This is a genomic window from Nocardia sp. NPDC050718 (genome assembly GCF_040654235.1).
Classification (GTDB): Bacteria; Actinomycetota; Actinomycetes; order Mycobacteriales; family Mycobacteriaceae; genus Nocardia.
The window spans coordinates 676,388-694,465 of sequence record NZ_JBFAHQ010000002.1 but is presented as its reverse complement, the minus strand read 5'-3'; the positions used below and the strand labels follow the sequence as shown (position 1 = coordinate 694,465).

Sequence of the window (18,078 nt, the reverse complement as noted above, 5' to 3'; positions counted from 1 at the left end):
TCAGACGTTCGCCGTGCAGGCGGACAGGATGACGCTCGCCGCACGCGGCGAGGCCGAACCCGGGTCGGGGAACGGCGGCGCGCTGATTCCCAGCACGTCGACCGCCGAGCGCTCGGCCGCGGCCAGGGAGTGATCCCAGGACCAGCCGAAGCGGTAGTCGGCGCCCTGCGCGACGGCACCGCAGGCATTGCGGAACTCGACGACGATCTGGCAGTCCCAGACGCCGCACTCGGCCAGCGCGGCCTGGCTCGCGGCCGCCCAGCTGCCGTAGTTGACCGCCGAGGCGACCACGGCTTCCTTCGACGACAACGCCAGCGCGCCGTAGAGATCACCGGCGGCGGCCTGGAAGCCACCGTCGCGCGAGACGGCGGTGTAGCCGGGCGCCTCGGCGATCGCCACGCCGCTCTCGGCCGCGGCGGCCGAGCCGGCGTTCACGACGGTGAACGCGGCCACCGCGGACATGGCGGCCACACCCAGGGCATATTTGCCCACAACAGACATCAGTGAATCTCCCCATCGAAAAATCGGCTTCGCGGTCGAAGCCGAACCAATCATGAACCGCCACACGGGCCATCGAGAAATAGCTTTCCCGAATTGCCCGCTCGGCCGGGTTCCGCGAATTCCGCCGCGCGCCGGCATGAGCACGACGCCAACCGAATTCGCCTACCGTGACGCCCGAATCCTCCCGGTCCGTCCGTCCGCCACAGACTAACAACCCCCACCGACAACCGGGGATCGCCGGCGGCTAGCCCGCCGCGGCGAGCACCTCGCGAGCGCGCATCAGGGCGAAACCGAGCAGGTTCAGGCCGCGCCAGCGCGCCGGGTCGGTGGCGCGCGCGTCGTCGGCGGCCAGGCCGATCCCCCAGATCCGGTCCACCGGGCTGGCTTCGACGAGCACCCGCGCGCCGGTGCCGAGCAGGTAGGCGCGCAGGGCGTCGTCCTGGCCGAACTTGGCCACGCTGCCCGCGACGACGATCTCGAATCGCGCACGCTCCCAGACGGTGTCGTCGAAGGCGCGGATCTGCCTGCCCAGCTTCTTGGCCACGCTCGGATGGGTCGCGTCGAGCACGCGAGCCGCCGTGCGCTCGTCGTCGAACAGCAGCGCCTTGCGCCACATCATGTAGTGCTCCGCGCTGCGGAACGCGGTGCCGTCGACGACGAATTCCGCGGGCCACCACTGGCTCAGGCAGCTCGCGCCGACAGCGCCGTCGGCGCGCGGGGTGTGCCCCCAGAACGCCAGGTATTTCGGTGCCGCGCCCTGCTCGATCGCGTGACACAGCTGCTCGACGGTCTCGACGGTCATATCCCCTCCCAGGTTTTGGTCCACTGAACCATATACCGGGGAGGGGGCACCGCGCCAACGGTTTCCGGATCAGGCCAGGCGGGCTTCCACGGTCGGCCCGGAGTGGAAGCTGCGGGCGATCATGGCCGAGCGCAGCTGCCACAGCCCCGAGCCCTGCGCCGGATCCAGACCGGTGAGCTGCGCGATGCGGCGCAGGCGGTAGTCGACGGTGTTGGTGTGGATGTGCAGCAGGCGGGCCGTGCGCCTGCGGTTCATATTGTTGGCGATGTGCACCCGCAGGGTCTCGAAGAGCTCGGGGTGGCTGTCCAACGGTGCGAGCAGCTCGCCGAGGCGGGCGCGGCCGGGGCCGGGACGGGTGAGCTGGTACTCCAGGGCCAGATCGCCGAAGCGGTACAGGCCGGGCTCGCAGTCGAGCCGTTCGACCATGTCCAGCAGTTCGTGCGCGCGCTCGGCGGCCGAGGGGATCTCCGCGGTGGTCGCCGGGACCAGCGCGCCGGTCACGTCGACATCGGCCGCGCGCGACAGCGCCGCGATCAGGGCGTCCAGGGCGCTGGAGTCCATCAGCTCGGCCGGGATCAGCAGGGTCCCACCGTCCACCGACAGCAGCGACAGCACCTGGTCGCCGCCGTGGTGCGCGAGCGCGGCCTGCACCCGGCGCAGCGCGCGCCGGGCCACCACCGCCCGGTTCACCCGCGGATCGGCGGCCTCGGGACGACGCCGGATCGACAGCGCCAGCACCGAATACGCCTCGGCGACGGCGATTCCGCACTCGCGCGCCATGGTGACCGTCGGCTGCCCGGCCAGCAGCGCCGAGGTGAGCGTGTGCACGGCCGTGTGATGCTCGCCCGCGACGTCGCGATGCTCCCGGATGTAGGCGCGGGTCACGGTGGTGCACAGCTGATCCGAGATCGCCACCGCCCGGCGGAAGCCGTCGAGCAGGCTCGCCCGGTCGTCGTCGGCGACCGCGTCGAAGACGGCATCGAAGCTGATCCGCACACCCTCGTGGAAGGCGTGCAGGATGGCGTCGATCGGCACGCCCTCGCGCGCCCAGCCCGCCGCGGCGACCGAGAGCCGGTTCAGCCGCTCGGTCTCGTCGCGGCCGTCGAGCATCCCGCCGACGATCTCCAGGCACAGGCGGGTGACCGCCGTGACGTCACCGGAGATCGCGTCGCCGGGTAGCGTCCGGCAGGTGGCCACGGTGTCGACGAAGTGGCTCACCAGCGTGCCCGTCAGCGTCCGGACATCGCGCAGCGGCTGCCACATCGGGGCTCCATCCACGGGGATCGTCATCATCGTCGACTCCTTCCACACCGCGTCGGCGCGGCCGGCGGTGGTTCAGCTGCCGTAGTGCCCGGCCCCGGTGATGGCCTACACTCCGGTTTCTCCATGATCATGACTCTAGGATGAGCAACTGCTCACCTTCTACTCCTCTTTCGACCGAGGTCTCCGAATGCCACCGCACGCCGACAAGCAGCGCAAACGCCCCAAGCAGGACCGGGCGAAGGAAACCCGCGCCCGCATTCTCGCGGTGTCCGCTCATCTTTTCGGCAGCCGCGGAATCGGCAACACCTCGACCAATCGGATCGCCGCCGAGGCGGGCATGAGCATCGGCACCCTGTACCGGTATTTCACCGACCGCGACGAGATCGTCAAGGAACTCACCGACAGCCTGTTCCTGCAGGTCGAGGACCGCTACAGCCGCCTGCTCACCGGCTCCGCCGACAAGACCCCGCGCGACGCCGTCGCCGAGGTGATCCGGATCGCGGTCGAGATCCTGATCGCCAACGGACCGCTGGTGCGCGCCCTCGTCGCCGATCTGCACTTCTACGGCAGCGGCATCCCGGAATTCGAGCCGCGGCTGCGGATGATCATGAAGCTGTACCTGATCCAGATGCTCGGCCCGACCGAGAACATCGACATCGACACCATGGCCTTCGTCGTCCTCAACGCCGGCTTCGCCACCGCGCTGCGCTCGGTCGAGATGGAGAACGACGGCCTCGATCGCGAGGTCGTCATCGACCACACCGCCGACATGATCGGCGCCTGGATCGCCTCGCTCACCCCGCCGGAGCCCGCCTAGGCCCACCGACCCCGAAGGGCCCGGATCCGTGCGGATCCGGGCCCTTCGGCGTGCGGTGATCAGCGGGCGTTGGCCGTGCAGATCGTCTTGACCACGTGCGCCCCGCTGAGCGCTGCCGAACCCGTGTTCGCGAGCAGCGCCTTCGGCTCCAGCTCGCCCAGGCTGGCGTAGGCCTCGGTCTCCGCCTCACGGCTGGTGGCACCCGTGCCGATGCCGATCGCGCCCCCGTCGCCCTCGACGATAACACCGCACCCGTTGGCCCAGGCGGCCCAGATGTGGCAGTCGGCGGCGTCGCAGGCGGCGAGCGCCTCGTCGGCGGCGGCCTCGGCCGTCGGCTTGTTCACGCTGTAGGCGAAGGCCCAGTCCGCGTCGCTGAACGAGATGGCGGCGTGCAGGCTCTCCGCGTTCGCCGCACCGGCGCCGAGGACCGAACCGGCCGCAAGGCCGAGCGCCGCGACGGCGAGACCGGCCTTACCCAAGAAACTCATCGAACAATTCTCCTCTGGAATCTGTCCCGGAAGTCCGGAACCTCAGGATTATTGCCGAACAACGGCGTACATCCAATAGCAGGGAGGAAAATCACAGCGCGACAAAGGAACACATCACCATGGCCCGACGAGGAATTCCAGCAGCGCCAGCCCGACGGCGCCCAGAAACGCGACGAACAATCCAGCCGCGCCGGCGATCAGATAATTGCGCCGAGTCGGTGCCGGATTCCCCCACGTCGTGAGCAGACCACCCAGCGCACCGGCCACCGCGAGCACCACCGCACCGCCGAGCACCAGATAGAAGATGCTGCCGACCGCCGCCGTCGGGGCGCCGCCTATTCCGCTGGTATAGCCGACGAGCGGCACCGGAAATCGATAGACGGCGGCCGTCGTCGCGGCCGCCACCGGCGCGAGAACGACCGCGGCGAGACCGCCGACGAGCGCGTACCGACCGCGTTCGGCGGCACTGCTCCTGCTCGACTCGGCCATTCCTCCATAATCCTCGTCGCGGCCGCACCCGCAACCGGATATCGGCGCCCGGCGGCGAATCCAGCGGGCCTACGGGAACCGAAAAGGCCCGGATTCCCATGGAATCCGAGCCTTTTCGCGCAATTTCTAGACCGTGAAGCCGAGGGCGCGCAGCTGTTCGCGACCGTCCTCGGTGATCTTGTCCGGGCCCCACGGGGGCATCCAGACCCAGTTGATCTTCAGGTCCTCGACCAGGCCGCTGCGCACCAGGGCGTTGCGGGACTGGTCCTCGATGACGTCGGTCAGCGGACAGGCCGCCGAGGTCAGCGTCATGTCGAGGGTGGCGATGTTGTCGTCGTCGACGGACATGCCGTAGACCAGGCCGAGGTCGACGACATTGATGCCGAGCTCGGGGTCGACGACGTCGCGCATGGCCTCCTCGAGATTCTCGAGGTGCTCGACCTGTTCGGGCGTCAGCTCCACCTCGGGAGCGGCGGCCTCGGTGGCTTCGACAGCCGGTGTCTCACTCATCACGCTTCCCCATTTCCCATGGCAGGCTTGACTTCTTCGGCCGAGGCGATCCGCACGACGGCGTCCTTGAACGCCATCCACCCCAGCAGTGCGCACTTCACCCGCGCCGGGTACTTGGCGACGCCGGCCAGGGCGATGCCGTCGCCGATCACGTCCTCGTCACCCTCGACGGTGCCGCGGCTGGAGATCATCTCGCTGTAGGACTCGACCACCTTCAGCGCCTGCTGCACCGGCAGCCCGATCACCTGATCGGTGAGGATCGAGGTGGCGGCCTGGCTGATCGAGCAGCCCTGCCCGTCGTAGGACACGTCGGCGACCTCGCCCGCGTCGTCGATGTGCACGCGCAGGGTCACCTCGTCACCACAGGTCGGGTTCACGTGGTGCACTTCGGCACCGAACGGTTCCCGCAGCCCGCGGTGGTGCGGGTGCTTGTAGTGGTCCAGGATCACTTCCTGGTACATCTGCTCCATGCGCATGACTTATGCAACTCCGAAGAAGCTCTGAGCCTTCCGCACGGCCTGCACCAGCGCGTCCACCTCGTCGAGGGTGTTGTACACGGCGAACGACGCGCGCGCCGTCGCCGCGACACCGAACTTGCGGTGCAGCGGCCAGGCGCAGTGGTGCCCGACCCGGATGGCGACACCCTGGTCGTCGAGGATCTGGCCCACGTCGTGGGCATGGATGCCGTCGACCACGAATGCCACCGCGCCACCGCGGTCCACGTTCTCGGTCGGCCCGATGATCCGCACGCCCTCGATCCCGCGCAGGCCGTCGAGCGCGGCGCCGGTGAGCGCGTGCTCGTGGGCGGCGATCGCGTCCATGCCGAGGTCTTCCAGGTAGCGGACCGCGGCGGCCAGCCCGACGACCTGCGAGGTCATCGGCGTGCCCGCCTCGAAGCGCTGCGGCGGCGGCGCGTAGGTGGTCTGCTCCATGGTGACGGTCTCGATCATCGACCCGCCGGTGATGTACGGCGGGGTCTCCTCGAGCAGCGACCGCCGGCCGTACAGTCCGCCCACGCCCATCGGGCCGAGCATCTTGTGGCCGGAGAACGCGGCGAAGTCCACGCCGAGCTCACGGAAGTTCACCGCCATGTGCGGCACCGACTGGCAGGCGTCGAGCACGACGAGCGCGCCGACTTCCTTCGCCCGGCGCACCAATTCAGCCACCGGGGCGACCGCGCCGGTCACATTGGACTGGTGGGTGAACGCGAGCACCTTGGTCGCGGGCGACAGTTCGAGCGAATCCAGGTCGATCCGGCCGTCGTCGGTGATGCCGTACCACTTGAGCGTGGCACCGGTGCGACGCGCGAGTTCCTGCCACGGCACGAGATTCGCGTGGTGCTCGAGCTCGGTGATCACGATCTCGTCGCCGGGACCCACCCTGTGGGGGAACCGGTCGTCGCCGAAGGCGTTGGCCACCAGGTTCAGCGACTCGGTCGCGTTCTTGGTGAACACGATCTCCCCGGCGTCGGCGCCGACGAAACGGGCGATGGCGACGCGGGCGTCCTCGTAGGAGTCGGTCGCCTCCTCCGCCAGCTGGTGCGCGCCGCGGTGCACCGCCGAGTTACGGGTGAGCAGGAAGTCGCGCTCGGCGTCCAGCACCTGCAGCGGACGCTGCGAGGTCGCCCCGGAATCCAGGTACACCAACGGTTTCCCGTCCCGAACCGTACGGTTCAGGATCGGGAAGTCGGCCCGGATCCGGGCCACGTCGAGGGCCGGCACCGTCGCGGTCATCTCAGGCTCCAGCGGTCGCGGAGGTGAAGCGCACGTAGCCGTTCGCGTCGAGTTCCTCGGCCAGCTCGGAGCCACCCTCGGCGACGATCTTGCCGTTGACGAACACGTGCACGAAGTCGGGCTGGATGTAGCGCAGGATGCGGGTGTAGTGCGTGATCAGCAGCACGCCGCCGTTCTCGCGCTCCTTGTAGCGGTTGACGCCCTCGGAGACGATGCGCAGCGCGTCGACGTCGAGGCCGGAGTCGGTCTCGTCGAGGATCGCGATCTTCGGCTTGAGCAGGCCCAGCTGCAGGACCTCGTGGCGCTTCTTCTCGCCACCGGAGAAGCCCTCGTTGACGCTGCGGTCGGCGAAGGCGGCGTCGATCTCGAGCTCCTTCATCGACTCCTTCACCTCCTTGACCCAGGTGCGCAGCTTGGGGGCCTCGCCACGCACGGCGGTGGCGGCGGTGCGCAGGAAGTTCGACATCGAGACACCGGGGACCTCGACCGGGTACTGCATGGCCAGGAACAGGCCGGCGCGAGCGCGCTCGTCGACCGACATCTCCAGCACGTCCTCACCGTCGAGGGTGATGGTGCCCTGGGTGACGGTGTACTTCGGGTGACCCGCGATCACGTAGGACAGCGTCGACTTGCCCGAGCCGTTGGGGCCCATGATGGCGTGCGTCTCGCCGGAGCGCACGGTCAGGTTGACGCCGTTGAGGATCTTCTTGGACTCACCCTCGGGGGTGGTGATCTCGGCGTGCAGGTCCTTGATTTCCAAGGTGGTCATCGAATTCGAATTCCTTCGTGGGAGGTAAGAGTGGGTCAGATACCGACAGTGGCGAGCTCGGCCTCGATGGCCGCCTCCAGCCGCTCCCGGACCTCGGGGACCGCGATCTTCTGGATGATCTCGTGGAAGAAGCCGCGCACCACCAGGCGGCGGGCGACGTCCTCCGGAATGCCGCGAGCGCGCAGGTAGAACAGCTGCTCGTCGTCGAAACGGCCGGTGGCACTGGCGTGTCCGGCACCGGCGATCTCGCCGGTCTCGATCTCCAGGTTCGGCACCGAGTCGGCGCGCGCGCCGTCGGTGAGCACGAGGTTGCGGTTGGCCTCGTAGGTGTCGGTGCCCTCGGCGGCCGCGCGGATCAGCACGTCGCCGACCCACACGGTGCGGGCATCGCCCTTGGCCGAGGCCGGATCACCCTGCAGCGCACCCTTGTACAGCACGTTGGACTTGCAGTTGGGCTCGGAGTGATCGACCAGCAGCCGCTGCTCGAAGTGCTCACCCGCGTCGGCGAAGTACAGGCCGAACAGCTCGGCCTCGCCGCCGGGACCGGCGTAGCGCACGGTGCCGGTGAGCCGGACCAGGTCGCCGCCGAGGGTGGCCGCGAAGTGGCGCACGGTGGCGTCGCGACCCAGCTTCAGGTGATGCGCGGTGGCGTGCACGGCGTCTTCGTTCCATTCCTGGACGGCGACGACGGTCAGCTTGGCGCTGTCACCCAGCACGAATTCGACGTTCTCGGCGTAGGTTCCGCTGCCCCGCTGGTCCAGGACCACGGTGGCGACGGCGAAGTTGTCCAGGCGGATCTGCAGATGACCGTAGGCGGTCTTGCCCTCGCCCGGACCGGTGACGGTCACGGTGACCGGCTCGGCCACTTCGGTTTCCGCGCCGATCGACACGACGGTCGCCGACTCGAAGCCCGAGTAGGCCTGGGCGGCGACACGGTCGGCGGGGGTGCCGGCCTGGCCGAGGCGGGCGTCGGTGCGGTCGACGGTCTCGACCGTGACCCCGGCGACCGGGGTGACCTCGACCGTGGCCTGTCCGTCGCGCACCGCGGTGCCGTCGTGCAGGCCGCGCAGCCGGCGCAGCGGGGTGAACCGCCACGCCTCGTCACGGCCCGACGGCACCTCGAACTGGTCCACGTCGAACGAGGTGAAGACCTCGCCCTTGTTGACCGCGGCGCCCGCGCCCGGATTCTGGGTCGGCGTCTCGAGCGACGACATCAGCCAACGGCCCCTTCCATCTGCAGCTCGATGAGCCGGTTCAGTTCCAACGCGTATTCCATCGGCAGTTCCTTGGCGATGGGCTCGACGAAGCCGCGCACCACCATCGCCATCGCCTCGTCCTCGGTCAGACCGCGGCTCATCAGGTAGAACAGCTGGTCCTCGGAGACCTTGGAGACGGTCGCCTCGTGGCCCATGGTCACGTCGTCCTCGCGGATGTCGACGTAGGGGTAGGTGTCGGAGCGGCTGATCGTGTCGACCAGCAGCGCGTCACACTTCACGGTCGACTTGGAACCGTGGGCGCCCTTGTTGATCTGGACCAGGCCGCGGTACGACGCGCGACCGCCGCCACGCGCCACCGACTTCGACACGATGGTCGAGGAGGTGTGCGGGGCCAGGTGCAGCATCTTGGCACCGGTGTCCTGGTGCTGGCCGACACCGGCGAACGCGACCGAGAGCACCTCGCCGTGGGCGTGCTCGCCGGTCATCCAGACCGCCGGGTACTTCATGGTGACCTTGGAGCCGATGTTGCCGTCGACCCACTCCATGGTGGCGCCCGCCTCGGCCTTGGCCCGCTTGGTGACCAGGTTGTAGACGTTGTTCGACCAGTTCTGGATGGTCGTGTAGCGGCAGCGGCCGCCCTTCTTCACGATGATCTCGACGACCGCGGAGTGCAGCGAGTCGGACTTGTAGATCGGGGCGGTGCAGCCCTCGACGTAGTGGACGTAGGCGTCCTCGTCGACGATGATCAGCGTCCGCTCGAACTGGCCCATGTTCTCGGTGTTGATCCGGAAGTAGGCCTGCAGCGGGATGTCGACGTGCACGCCCGGCGGCACGTAGATGAACGAGCCACCCGACCACACGGCGGTGTTGAGCGCGGAGAACTTGTTGTCACCGGCGGGGATCACCGAGCCGAAGTACTCCTGGAAGATCTCCGGGTGCTCCTTGAGCGCGGTGTCGGTGTCGAGGAAGATGACGCCCTGCTTCTCCAGGTCCTCGCGGATGGAGTGGTAGACGACCTCGGACTCGTACTGCGCGGCGACACCGGAGACCAGCCGCTGCTTCTCCGCCTCGGGGATGCCCAGCTTGTCGTAGGTGTTCTTGATGTCCTCGGGCAGGTCTTCCCAGCTCTCGGCCTGCTTCTCCGACGAACGCACGAAGTACTTGATGTTGTCGAAGTCGATGCCGTCGAGGTTGGAGCCCCAGTTCGGCATGGGCTTGCGATCGAAGATGCGCAGCGCCTTGAGGCGGATGTCGAGCATCCACTCCGGCTCGCTCTTCTTGGCCGAGATGTCGCGAACGACAGCCTCCGACAGGCCGCGTTGCGCACTGGCACCGGCCACATCCGAATCGGCCCAGCCGTAACCGTAGTTGCCCAGCGAGGCGATGGTCTCGTCCTGGGTCAGCGGTTGCACCTGGTCGGTGGTCGTCGTCATTCGGCACTCCTTCCGGAGTCGTTCGTTCGTCCCGCCGCGGGCTGTGCGGCGGATGGGGTGGAAGCTGTTTTCGGGAGCGCGACCAGCGGTACGTGGGTGGTGCAGGCGCAATCGCCGTTGGCGATGGTCGCAAGTCGCTGAACGTGGGTCCCCAGCAGGTCCCGGAAAGCGTCCAGTTCGGCGTCGCACAACTGCGGGAACTCCTCGGCCACGTGGGCCACCGGGCAGTGATGCTGGCAGATCTGCACACCGGCGCCGACCTGGCGGGTGGTGGCGGCGAAACCGGCGTCGGCGAACGCTTCCGCGATCTCCTCGACCTTGGCCTCGATGACGGGAGCCGTGTGCTCGGCGACCGGCTCGATGCCGTCGACGATGACTCGAACCCGCTTGCGCGCGAACTCGGCGATGGCCGCCTCGCCGCCGATCTCGCCGAGCTGGCGGATCGCCGCGCCGGCCAGATCGTCGTAGGCGTGGCCGAGATTGCCCCGCCCCGCCGCCGTCAGCTGGTACTGCTTGGCCGGGCGGCCGCGGCCCTTCTGCTGCCACGGCGCCGACCGGCTCGCCCGCGCTTGGCCGGCGTCGATGAGCGCGTCCAGATGCCTGCGCACGCCCGCGGGCGCGAGCCCGAGCGCGGTGCCGATCGCGGTCGCGGTGATCGGGCCGTCCTCGAGCAGCAACTGGACGATCGCCGCCCTGGTGTGCCCTTCGTGCGCGGTCGCCGCTGGACCGGCGGACGACCGGGCGCCGGTCGTCTTACGACCGGTCCCGTCCACGTCTGTCCGCAAACCCACGGTTTTCACAACACCAGTGTGGCGGAATTACTTCCCTAAATCTAATAAGGGTCCCCTGACAAAGGGTGCCCTGACCTGCGACGAAGATCGCCTGGCACCGCGACCGCCCGGCAAAACCCCAGGTGCGGACGCCGCGGCCGCGCCGGCGGCCGCCGCCGGGGTGACCCATCGCACACGACCGGGGGCCGCCGTCCGGCCCGCGGAATTACGCAACACCGGTGTTGCGGCCCCGGCGGACGTCGCCGCGCGGTCGGCCCGCCCCGGTTCACGGGCCGTGGCACGATGACGAGGTGTCCAACCCGCCCGCACCGACGTGTGTCCGCCATCCCGACCGCCCCACCGGCCTCGCGTGCACCCGGTGCGGCAGGCCCGCCTGCCCCGAGTGCCTGCGGCCCGCCGCCGTCGGCCAGCACTGCGTGGACTGCGTGCGCCAGGGTCGGAGCGAGGTGCGCCAGGTGCGCACCGTCGGCGGCGCGACCGCGGGCGCGGCCGCCGTTCCGTACGTGACCTACGCGTTGATCGCGGTCAACGTCCTGGTCTATCTCGTCACGGCCGCCCAGGCGGGCAGCGCGATGGACAACTACCGCGGCTCGGCGCTGTTCCGGGAGTTCGTGCTGGTCCCGCTGCTGGTCGCCGACGGTGAGTGGTGGCGGCTGATCGGCTCGGGCTTCCTGCACTACGGCGCGATCCACCTGCTGGTCAACATGTTCGCGCTCTACGTCGTCGGCCGGGATCTGGAGCGGGTGCTCGGCCGGGTGCGGTTCGCGTGCGTGTACCTGATCTCGCTGCTCGGCGGTTCCGCCGCGGTGATGGCCCTGTCCGACACCGTCGTCGCCACCGCGGGCGCCTCCGGCGCGGTGTACGGCCTGTTCGGCGCGGTCACCGTGACGCTGATCCGGCTGCGGCAGAGCCCGACACCGATGCTGGTCGTCATCGGCGTCAACGTGCTGATCAGCTTCTCGCTGCCCGGCATCTCGCTGTGGGGCCACCTCGGCGGGCTGGCCGCCGGCACGCTCGCGGCGCTGGGCATCCTGTTCGTCCCGGAATGGCTGTCGGCGCGCACGCCCGAGGCCGCGCGCCGGATCGGCTGGGCGTCGCTGGGCGCGGTCGCGGTGGCGTGCCTGGCCGTCATCGTCGGGGCCACGCTGATGGTGCGCGCCGACATCCCTGGCCCACCGCCCCAGGTGTCGGCCCCCACCGCCGTGGCGCCGCAACCGCGCTAGCCGTGATCGGCGCTGGTCGGCGACGCGGCACCGACCGGAGCACCACCGGTCGCGGCGCGCCGCACTAGGCTCGCTCTCCGTGGCGGTACTGGAGGGCGCGGCGCGCAAGACACTGGCGTTCGGGAGGCGAGCTCTCGGGCTCGACGTGCCGACCCCTGATCACACCGTCGCGGTGCTTCACCGCGACGAGAACGAGGTCCCCGGCCTCGACCGGCGCGAGCGCGCGCAGCTGGACCGCATCCGGCTGATGGGCGCGACCGGCGCGGTCCTGATGGCGATCGCGGCGCTGGGCATCGGCGCGCAGCCGGTCCACCAGAACCCCGTCTCGGGCATGCGGGTCCTCGGCATCTTCGCCAGGGCGCACACCGGTTCGCTGGCGATGTGCATGTTCGGCACCGTGCTGGTGATCGGCGCGTGGCTGCTGCTCGGCCGGTTCGCGGTCGGCGGGCTGGCCGGGTCGCCGGTGCACCGGCTGACCCGGTCGCAGCTGGACCGCACGCTGCTGCTGTGGATCATCCCGCTCAGCGTGGCACCGCCGATGTTCAGCAACGACGTCTATTCCTATCTGGCGCAGAGCGAGATCGCCGCGCGCGGCATCGACCCGTATCTGGAGGGTCCGGTCGCCGGGCTCGGCATCGACAACGTCCTCACCAACAACGTGCCGACCATCTGGCGCGACACCCCCGCGCCGTACGGCCCGCTGTTCCTCTGGATCGGCCGCGGCATCGCGGAGCTGACCGGGGACAACATCATCGCCGGGGTGTGGGTGCACCGGTTGCTCGCGCTCGCGGGCGTGGCGCTGATCGTGTGGGCGCTGCCGCGGCTGTCGGTGCGCTGCGGTGTCGCGCCGGTGAGCGCGCTGTGGCTCGGCGCGGCCAACCCGCTGGTGCTGTTCCACCTGGTCGGCGGCGTGCACAACGACGCGCTGATGCTCGGCCTGATGCTCGCGGGTGTGGAGCTGATGCTGCGGGCGATCTACGGCAACGGCGGCACCCCCGATCTGCTGAACGGCACCGGTCTCGCGCCGTTCGACGCGCGCGCCTACGGGCTGCTGATCGGTGGCGCAGTGGTGATCACCCTGTCGTCGTCGATCAAGTTCACCTCGATCATCGCGCTCGGCTTCGTCGGGATGGCGCTGGCCCGCCGCTGGGGCGGCGACCTCAAGGCGGTAGTGAAGGCCGCGTTGCTGCTCGGCGTGATCGCCGGGGTGACAACGCTGTTCGTGAGTTCGGTGAGCGGTCTCGGCTTCGGCTGGATCTTCACGCTCAACACCGCCAGCGCCGTGCGCAGCTGGATGTCGCTGCCGACCGTCATCGGCATCATCACCGGGTTCGGCGGCGTCCTGCTCGGGCTCGGCGACCACACGACCGCGCTGCTGTCGATCACCCGCCCGATCGCGGCGGCGGTCGCGGCCTACATCACCGTGCGCATGCTGGTCGCCACCGGCACCGGCCGGCTGCATCCGGTCGGCGCCCTGGGCGTCGCGCTCGGCGCGATCGTGCTGCTGTTCCCGGTGGTCCAGCCCTGGTATCTGCTGTGGGCGATCGTGCCGCTGGCCGCCTGGGCCACCCAGCCGGTGTTCCGCGTGCCCGCCGTCGCGTTCTCCGCGGTCGTCTCGATGCTGGTGATGCCACGGGGGGCGGAGTTCCAGGTCTTCCAGATCATCGGCGCCGCACTGGCCGCCGCGGTCTGCTTCGCGTTGTTCTTCGCACTCACCCGTCACTCCCTGCCCTGGCGGGCTCAGCCGGGGGTGTCGGCTCCGTCACAGGAGGGCACGGCTTACCGTGTGACATCGTGAGAAGTCGCTCCGGACCCGCTGTTGGCGTCGACGGCGTGGTCAAGCGCTACGGCGAGACGACCGCGGTCGACGGCCTGCGGTTCGAGGTCGAGCAGGCCCAGGTGTTCGCGTTGCTCGGCCCCAACGGCGCGGGCAAGACCACCACGGTGGAGATGTGCGAGGGTTTCGTGCGCCCCGACGCGGGCACGGTCCGCGTCCTCGGCCTCGACCCGATCGCCGACTCCGAGCAGCTGCGCCCCCGCATCGGCGTGATGCTCCAGGGCGGCGGCGCCTATCCGGGTGCGCGGGCCGGTGAGATGCTCGACCTGGTCGCCGCCTACTCGGCCGACCCGATCGATCCCGACTGGCTGCTGTCCACCCTCGGTCTGCAGGACAACCGCCGGACGCCGTATCGCCGCCTGTCCGGCGGCCAGCAGCAGCGGCTCGCGCTGGCCTGCGCGCTGGTCGGCAGGCCGGAGATCGTGTTCCTCGACGAGCCGACCGCCGGGCTCGACGCCCAGGCCCGGCTGATCGTGTGGGAGCTGATCGACGCCCTGCGCCGCGACGGCGTGAGCGTGGTGCTGACCACGCACATGATGGACGAGGCCGAGCAGCTCGCCGACCAGCTGGTGATCATCGATCACGGGGAGATCGTCGCGCAGGGCACGCCCGCCGAGGTCACCGCGCACGGCGCCGCGGGCCAGCTGCGCTTCTGCGCCCCACCGAAGCTCGATATCGCGCTGCTGAAATCGGCGCTGCCGGAAGGCTTCTCGCCACGGGAGACGACACCGGGCACCTACCTGGTCGAGGGTGAGATCAATCCGCAGGTGCTGGCGACGGTCACCGCCTGGTGCGCCAGGATGGACGTGCTCGCCACCGACATCCGCATCGATCAGCGCCGCCTCGAGGACGTTTTCCTCGAACTGACCGGACGGGACCTGCGCGGATGACCGAGACCACCAGCCGGTTCCTGCCCGGCACCTTCGCTCCCGACCCGCGCCCCGCCACCCGGCGGACGATGCTGATCGCGCAGACCGGCCTCGAACTGAAGCTGCTGCTGCGCAACGGCGAACAGCTGCTGCTCACCATGTTCATCCCGATCACCCTGCTGATCGGTCTGACCCTGCTGCCGTTCGGCGAGCTCGGCGAGCACCGGGTGGACAAGGTGGTGCCGATGGTCATGATGACCGCGGTGATGTCGACCGCGTTCACCGGCCAGGCCATCGCCGTCGGCTTCGACCGCCGCTACGGCGCGCTCAAGCGGCTCGGCGCGACCCCGCTGCCCCGCTGGGGCGTGATCGCGGGCAAGTGCGCGGCCGTGCTGATCGTGGTCGTACTGCAGGCGATCCTGCTCGGCGCGATCGGCGCCGCCCTGGGCTGGCGGCCCGGGATCGGCGGCCTCGCGCTCGGTGCGCTGGTGATCGCCCTCGGTACCGCGACGTTCGCGGCGATGGGCCTGCTGCTGGGCGGGACGCTCAAGGCCGAGGTCGTGCTGGCACTGGCCAATATCCTCTGGTTCATCATGCTCGGCGTCGCCAGCCTGGTGCTCGTCGGCGATTCACTGCCCGATGTCCTCACCGTGCTGGTCCGGCTGGTGCCCTCCGGCGCGCTGGCGTTCGCCCTGGAATCGGCGCTGACGGGCGCGGTCGACTGGTTCGGAGTCGCGGTACTGGCGGTGTGGGGCGTGCTGTGCGGCTGGCTCGCGACCCGCCTGTTCCGGTTCAGCTGAGTGATCAACGACGCACTGTAGTAGCCCTGGTATCGGTCGGGATTTCGCGGCCAGTACCATCGTGACGTGCTGTATCGCGCCTTCGTTGGCCTCGTCGACCGGCTGCCGCTCCCCTCGCTGCGGGTGCAGCGGCTCATCGCGCTCGCGGTGATCCTCAGCCAGGCCGGAATCTCGGTGACCGGCGCCGTCGTGCGCGTCACCGCGTCGGGCCTCGGCTGCCCGACCTGGCCGCAGTGCTTCCCGGGCAGCTTCACCCCGGTGGGTGTCTCGGAGGTGCCGGTCCTGCATCAGACCGTCGAGTTCGGCAACCGGATGCTCACCTTCGCGGTGACGCTGTGCGCCGCGCTGATCGTGCTCGCCGTGGTCCGCGCCCGGCGTCGGCGCGAGGTCCTCGTCTACGCGTGGCTGATGCCCGGCGGCACCGTCGTGCAGGCGATCATCGGCGGGATCACCGTGCGGACCGGCCTGCTGTGGTGGACGGTGGCCGTGCACCTGCTGGCCTCGATGGTGATGGTGTGGCTGGCGGTCGTGCTGTACGCCAAGATCGGCCAGCCCGACGACGGCATCGACACCGTCCAGGTACCCGCTCCCCTGCGCTGGCTCACCGCGCTCAGCGGCGTCACGCTGGCCGGGGTGCTGATCGCGGGCACGCTGGTCACCGCCGCCGGCCCGCACGCGGGCGACAAGAGCATCGACCGGCCGGTGGCCCGGCTCGAGGTCGAGATCGTCACGCTGGTGCACCTGCACTCGCAGCTGCTGGTCGGCTATCTGGCGCTGCTGATCGGCCTGGCCTTCGGCCTGTTCGCCGTCGGCATCACCCCCGCGATCCGCGTCCGCCTGTACGTGCTGCTCGGCCTGGTGCTGTCGCAGTCGCTCGTCGGCATCGTCCAGTACTTCACCGACGTCCCCGCCGCGCTGGTCGCCATCCATGTCGGTGGCGCGGCCGCGTGCACGGCGGCCACCGCCGCGCTGTGGGCCTCGCTGCGGGTCCGCGAGCAGGTGTGCGTGCCCGCGCCGGTGTCGTCGGCCGCCGCGCACTGAGTTCCCGAAACGACGACAGCCCGCGATCCGAGGATCGCGGGCTGTCGGGCGTTCGGGCCGGGATCAGGCGCCGGCGAAGAGCTTCCAGTTGCGCGCCTTCGGGAACTTGGTCTGGTGGGCGACCCAGCCCGCCATCTTCTTCCAGTGCGCCTTGGTCGGCGTCACGACGGAGACCAGCTCGCGGTTCCACTCGTCGGTCTCGGTGAGCCCGTCGACCCGCTCGACCAGGGCCTTCGCGGTCGCCAGGTCGGCCACCACGCGGTCGCCGAGGATGCCGTCGGCACCGACCAGCGTGATGCGCACACCCTGCTCGCCGATGTACTGCAGCACGGCCGTGCCCGTACCGCCGTGCTCGGCGACGAACTTGGCGACGGACTTCTCGACCTCGGCAGGCACCTTCACGGCGACGGGGGCGGCGGTGGTAGCACTCATGGGCCAGAGTTTACCGGCCGGTAGTCGCGAGTCCACCCCCGAGTGGCGTCGAACACGGGGTGTACAAAGGAGACTCATGCGCGCCATTCAGGTTTCCGAGCACGGTGGTCCCGAGGTCCTGCGGTACGTCGAGGTGGCCGATCCGCAGATCGGGCCCGGTCAGCTGCTGGTCGACACCCAGGGCGTCGGCGTCAACTACATCGATATCTACTTCCGCACCGGCCAGTACCCGCAGGCGACTCCGTACATTCCGGGCTCCGAGGGCACCGGTGTCGTCGCGGCGGTCGGCGCCGAGGTGACCGAGTTCGCCGTGGGCGACCGGGTCGCCTGGGCGGCGGCACCGGGCAGCTACGCCGACAGGGTCGCCGTCGACGCGGCGGTGGCGGTGCGGGTGCCCGACGCCGTCGACCCGACCGTGGCGGCCGCCGCCCTGCTCCAGGGCATGACCGCGCACTACCTGATCGAATCGGTGTTCCGGCCCGAGCCGGGCGACCCGGTGCTGATCCACGCGGGCGCGGGCGGCGTCGGCCTGCTGCTCACCCAGATGGCCGCCGCCAAGGGCGCGCGGGTGATCACCACCGTCTCCACCGACGACAAGGAGAAGCTGTCCCGCGAGGCGGGCGCGGCGGAGGTCCTGCGCTACGGCGACGACCTGGCCGCGCGGGTCCGCGAGCTCACCGACGGCGAGGGTGTCGCGGTGGTCTACGACGGTGTCGGCGCGAGCACGTTCGAAGCGAGCCTGGCCGCGCTGCGCGTGCGCGGCACCCTCGCCCTGTTCGGCGCCGCCAGCGGCGCGGTCCCGCCGTTCGACCCGCAGCGCCTCAACCCCGCCGGGTCGCTCTGGCTGACCCGCCCGTCGCTGGGCGCCTACACCCGCACCCGCACCGAATTCCTGTGGCGCGCGACGGATGTCTTCGACGCCATCGCGGCGGGCACGCTGACCTTCCGGATCGGCGCGACCTACCCACTCGCCGACGCGGCCCAGGCCCACCGGGATCTCGCCGCGCGCAAGACCACCGGCTCCCTCGTCCTGCTCCCCTAGGGCCGCCGGCTCACCTCGGGC

Annotated in this window: 20 protein-coding genes; 7 read left to right on the top strand and 13 right to left on the bottom strand. The window is 70.1% G+C overall.

The genetic code is table 11. The features are described from left to right. The 3 genes from AB0H54_RS12705 to AB0H54_RS12695 form a co-directional block, all read right to left on the bottom strand. Positions 1 to 501 (bottom strand): DUF4189 domain-containing protein, encoded by a 501-nt coding sequence (locus AB0H54_RS12705; protein WP_357345193.1) that lies wholly within the window; start codon positions 499 to 501, stop codon positions 1 to 3. 244 nt (positions 502 to 745) lie between these two features. After that, the gene (locus tag AB0H54_RS12700; protein ID WP_357345191.1) at positions 746 to 1,303 is read right to left on the bottom strand and encodes an NADAR family protein; all 558 of its coding nucleotides are present in this window, start codon (positions 1,301 to 1,303) and stop codon (positions 746 to 748) included. A 69-nt stretch (positions 1,304 to 1,372) separates the two neighbouring features. After that, a complete protein-coding gene (locus tag AB0H54_RS12695) occupies positions 1,373 to 2,596 on the bottom strand; it encodes a helix-turn-helix domain-containing protein (RefSeq protein ID WP_357345190.1) in 1,224 nt (407 codons plus the stop codon). 157 nt (positions 2,597 to 2,753) lie between these two features. Between AB0H54_RS12695 and AB0H54_RS12690 the strand changes: the two genes are divergently transcribed. Then, positions 2,754 to 3,383: a TetR/AcrR family transcriptional regulator gene (locus tag AB0H54_RS12690; protein WP_357345188.1), complete on the top strand. Its 630-nt coding sequence runs from the start codon at positions 2,754 to 2,756 to the stop codon at positions 3,381 to 3,383. Between the two features lie 59 nt (positions 3,384 to 3,442). On the opposite strand, the gene AB0H54_RS12685 is transcribed toward AB0H54_RS12690, so the two are convergent. The 9 genes from AB0H54_RS12685 to AB0H54_RS12645 form a co-directional block, all read right to left on the bottom strand. Next, a complete protein-coding gene (locus AB0H54_RS12685; RefSeq protein WP_357345186.1) occupies positions 3,443 to 3,871 on the bottom strand; it encodes a DUF4189 domain-containing protein in 429 nt (142 codons plus the stop codon). A gap of 114 nt (positions 3,872 to 3,985) precedes the next feature. Then, positions 3,986 to 4,360, bottom strand: coding sequence for a hypothetical protein (locus AB0H54_RS12680; protein ID WP_357345184.1), 375 nt, complete (start codon positions 4,358 to 4,360; stop codon positions 3,986 to 3,988). 126 nt (positions 4,361 to 4,486) lie between these two features. Beyond that, entirely contained in the window at positions 4,487 to 4,870 is a 384-nt protein-coding gene (locus AB0H54_RS12675) for a metal-sulfur cluster assembly factor (RefSeq protein WP_355281263.1), read from the bottom strand. After that, a complete protein-coding gene (gene sufU, locus AB0H54_RS12670; protein WP_355281265.1) occupies positions 4,870 to 5,346 on the bottom strand; it encodes a Fe-S cluster assembly sulfur transfer protein SufU in 477 nt (158 codons plus the stop codon). Before sufU ends, AB0H54_RS12675 begins: the two co-directional genes overlap by 1 nt. Before the next feature lie 3 nt (positions 5,347 to 5,349). Beyond that, a complete protein-coding gene (locus tag AB0H54_RS12665) occupies positions 5,350 to 6,603 on the bottom strand; it encodes a cysteine desulfurase (protein ID WP_355281267.1) in 1,254 nt (417 codons plus the stop codon). A 1-nt stretch (position 6,604) separates the two neighbouring features. Then, positions 6,605 to 7,372 carry a Fe-S cluster assembly ATPase SufC gene (gene sufC, locus AB0H54_RS12660; protein WP_355281269.1) on the bottom strand — a complete coding sequence of 256 codons (768 nt, stop codon included), beginning with the start codon at positions 7,370 to 7,372 and terminating at the stop codon, positions 6,605 to 6,607. A gap of 35 nt (positions 7,373 to 7,407) precedes the next feature. Beyond that, positions 7,408 to 8,586, bottom strand: coding sequence for a Fe-S cluster assembly protein SufD (gene sufD / locus AB0H54_RS12655; protein ID WP_355281270.1), 1,179 nt, complete (start codon positions 8,584 to 8,586; stop codon positions 7,408 to 7,410). Further along, positions 8,586 to 10,022: a Fe-S cluster assembly protein SufB gene (gene sufB, locus AB0H54_RS12650; RefSeq protein ID WP_218718234.1), complete on the bottom strand. Its 1,437-nt coding sequence runs from the start codon at positions 10,020 to 10,022 to the stop codon at positions 8,586 to 8,588. Before sufB ends, sufD begins: the two co-directional genes overlap by 1 nt. Continuing rightward, the gene (locus AB0H54_RS12645) at positions 10,019 to 10,708 is read right to left on the bottom strand and encodes a metalloregulator ArsR/SmtB family transcription factor (RefSeq protein ID WP_355281513.1); all 690 of its coding nucleotides are present in this window, start codon (positions 10,706 to 10,708) and stop codon (positions 10,019 to 10,021) included. Before AB0H54_RS12645 ends, sufB begins: the two co-directional genes overlap by 4 nt. Positions 10,709 to 11,103: 395 nt before the next feature. Here AB0H54_RS12645 and AB0H54_RS12640 point away from each other — a divergent pair, with 395 nt between their 5' ends. The 5 genes from AB0H54_RS12640 (at position 11,104) to AB0H54_RS12620 (ending at position 16,583) form a co-directional block, all read left to right on the top strand. Then, positions 11,104 to 12,036, top strand: a complete 933-nt coding sequence (locus tag AB0H54_RS12640) for a rhomboid family intramembrane serine protease (protein WP_357345180.1) — start codon at positions 11,104 to 11,106, stop codon at positions 12,034 to 12,036. A gap of 79 nt (positions 12,037 to 12,115) precedes the next feature. Further along, complete coding sequence (gene mptB, locus AB0H54_RS12635; protein WP_357345178.1) at positions 12,116 to 13,834, top strand: polyprenol phosphomannose-dependent alpha 1,6 mannosyltransferase MptB; 1,719 nt, start codon at positions 12,116 to 12,118, stop codon at positions 13,832 to 13,834. Then, complete coding sequence (locus tag AB0H54_RS12630) at positions 13,831 to 14,763, top strand: ABC transporter ATP-binding protein (protein WP_355281274.1); 933 nt, start codon at positions 13,831 to 13,833, stop codon at positions 14,761 to 14,763. Before mptB ends, AB0H54_RS12630 begins: the two co-directional genes overlap by 4 nt. Then, on the top strand, positions 14,760 to 15,542 hold the full coding sequence (locus tag AB0H54_RS12625; RefSeq protein ID WP_357345175.1) for an ABC transporter permease: 783 nt from the start codon (positions 14,760 to 14,762) through the stop codon (positions 15,540 to 15,542). The genes AB0H54_RS12630 and AB0H54_RS12625 overlap by 4 nt, the downstream gene beginning before the upstream one ends. Before the next feature lie 66 nt (positions 15,543 to 15,608). Then, positions 15,609 to 16,583, top strand: a complete 975-nt coding sequence (locus AB0H54_RS12620) for a heme A synthase (RefSeq protein ID WP_357345173.1) — start codon at positions 15,609 to 15,611, stop codon at positions 16,581 to 16,583. 63 nt (positions 16,584 to 16,646) lie between these two features. Here the strand turns inward: AB0H54_RS12620 and AB0H54_RS12615 are convergent, their stop codons facing one another. Then, entirely contained in the window at positions 16,647 to 17,015 is a 369-nt protein-coding gene (locus tag AB0H54_RS12615) for a hypothetical protein (protein ID WP_357345171.1), read from the bottom strand. Positions 17,016 to 17,091: 76 nt separating this feature from the next. On the opposite strand from AB0H54_RS12615, the gene AB0H54_RS12610 reads away from it, so the two are divergent. After that, positions 17,092 to 18,057 (top strand): quinone oxidoreductase, encoded by a 966-nt coding sequence (locus AB0H54_RS12610; protein WP_357345169.1) that lies wholly within the window; start codon positions 17,092 to 17,094, stop codon positions 18,055 to 18,057. Positions 18,058 to 18,078: the final 21 nt, after the last annotated feature.

Excerpts from the sequence above, each read along its gene's own strand:
- AB0H54_RS12705 (WP_357345193.1), bottom strand. The coding sequence starts at position 501 with ATGTCTGTTGTGGGCAAATATGCCCTGGGTGTGGCCGCCATGTCCGCG.
- AB0H54_RS12700 (WP_357345191.1), bottom strand. The coding sequence starts at position 1,303 with ATGACCGTCGAGACCGTCGAGCAGCTGTGTCACGCGATCGAGCAGGGC.
- AB0H54_RS12695 (WP_357345190.1), bottom strand. The coding sequence starts at position 2,596 with ATGATGACGATCCCCGTGGATGGAGCCCCGATGTGGCAGCCGCTGCGC.
- AB0H54_RS12690 (WP_357345188.1), top strand. The coding sequence starts at position 2,754 with ATGCCACCGCACGCCGACAAGCAGCGCAAACGCCCCAAGCAGGACCGG.
- AB0H54_RS12685 (WP_357345186.1), bottom strand. The coding sequence starts at position 3,871 with ATGAGTTTCTTGGGTAAGGCCGGTCTCGCCGTCGCGGCGCTCGGCCTT.
- AB0H54_RS12680 (WP_357345184.1), bottom strand. The coding sequence starts at position 4,360 with ATGGCCGAGTCGAGCAGGAGCAGTGCCGCCGAACGCGGTCGGTACGCG.
- AB0H54_RS12675 (WP_355281263.1), bottom strand. The coding sequence starts at position 4,870 with ATGAGTGAGACACCGGCTGTCGAAGCCACCGAGGCCGCCGCTCCCGAG.
- sufU (WP_355281265.1), bottom strand. The coding sequence starts at position 5,346 with ATGCGCATGGAGCAGATGTACCAGGAAGTGATCCTGGACCACTACAAG.
- AB0H54_RS12665 (WP_355281267.1), bottom strand. The coding sequence starts at position 6,603 with ATGACCGCGACGGTGCCGGCCCTCGACGTGGCCCGGATCCGGGCCGAC.
- sufC (WP_355281269.1), bottom strand. The coding sequence starts at position 7,372 with ATGACCACCTTGGAAATCAAGGACCTGCACGCCGAGATCACCACCCCC.
- sufD (WP_355281270.1), bottom strand. The coding sequence starts at position 8,586 with ATGTCGTCGCTCGAGACGCCGACCCAGAATCCGGGCGCGGGCGCCGCG.
- sufB (WP_218718234.1), bottom strand. The coding sequence starts at position 10,022 with ATGACGACGACCACCGACCAGGTGCAACCGCTGACCCAGGACGAGACC.
- AB0H54_RS12625 (WP_357345175.1), top strand. The coding sequence starts at position 14,760 with ATGACCGAGACCACCAGCCGGTTCCTGCCCGGCACCTTCGCTCCCGAC.
- AB0H54_RS12615 (WP_357345171.1), bottom strand. The coding sequence starts at position 17,015 with ATGAGTGCTACCACCGCCGCCCCCGTCGCCGTGAAGGTGCCTGCCGAG.
- AB0H54_RS12610 (WP_357345169.1), top strand. The coding sequence starts at position 17,092 with ATGCGCGCCATTCAGGTTTCCGAGCACGGTGGTCCCGAGGTCCTGCGG.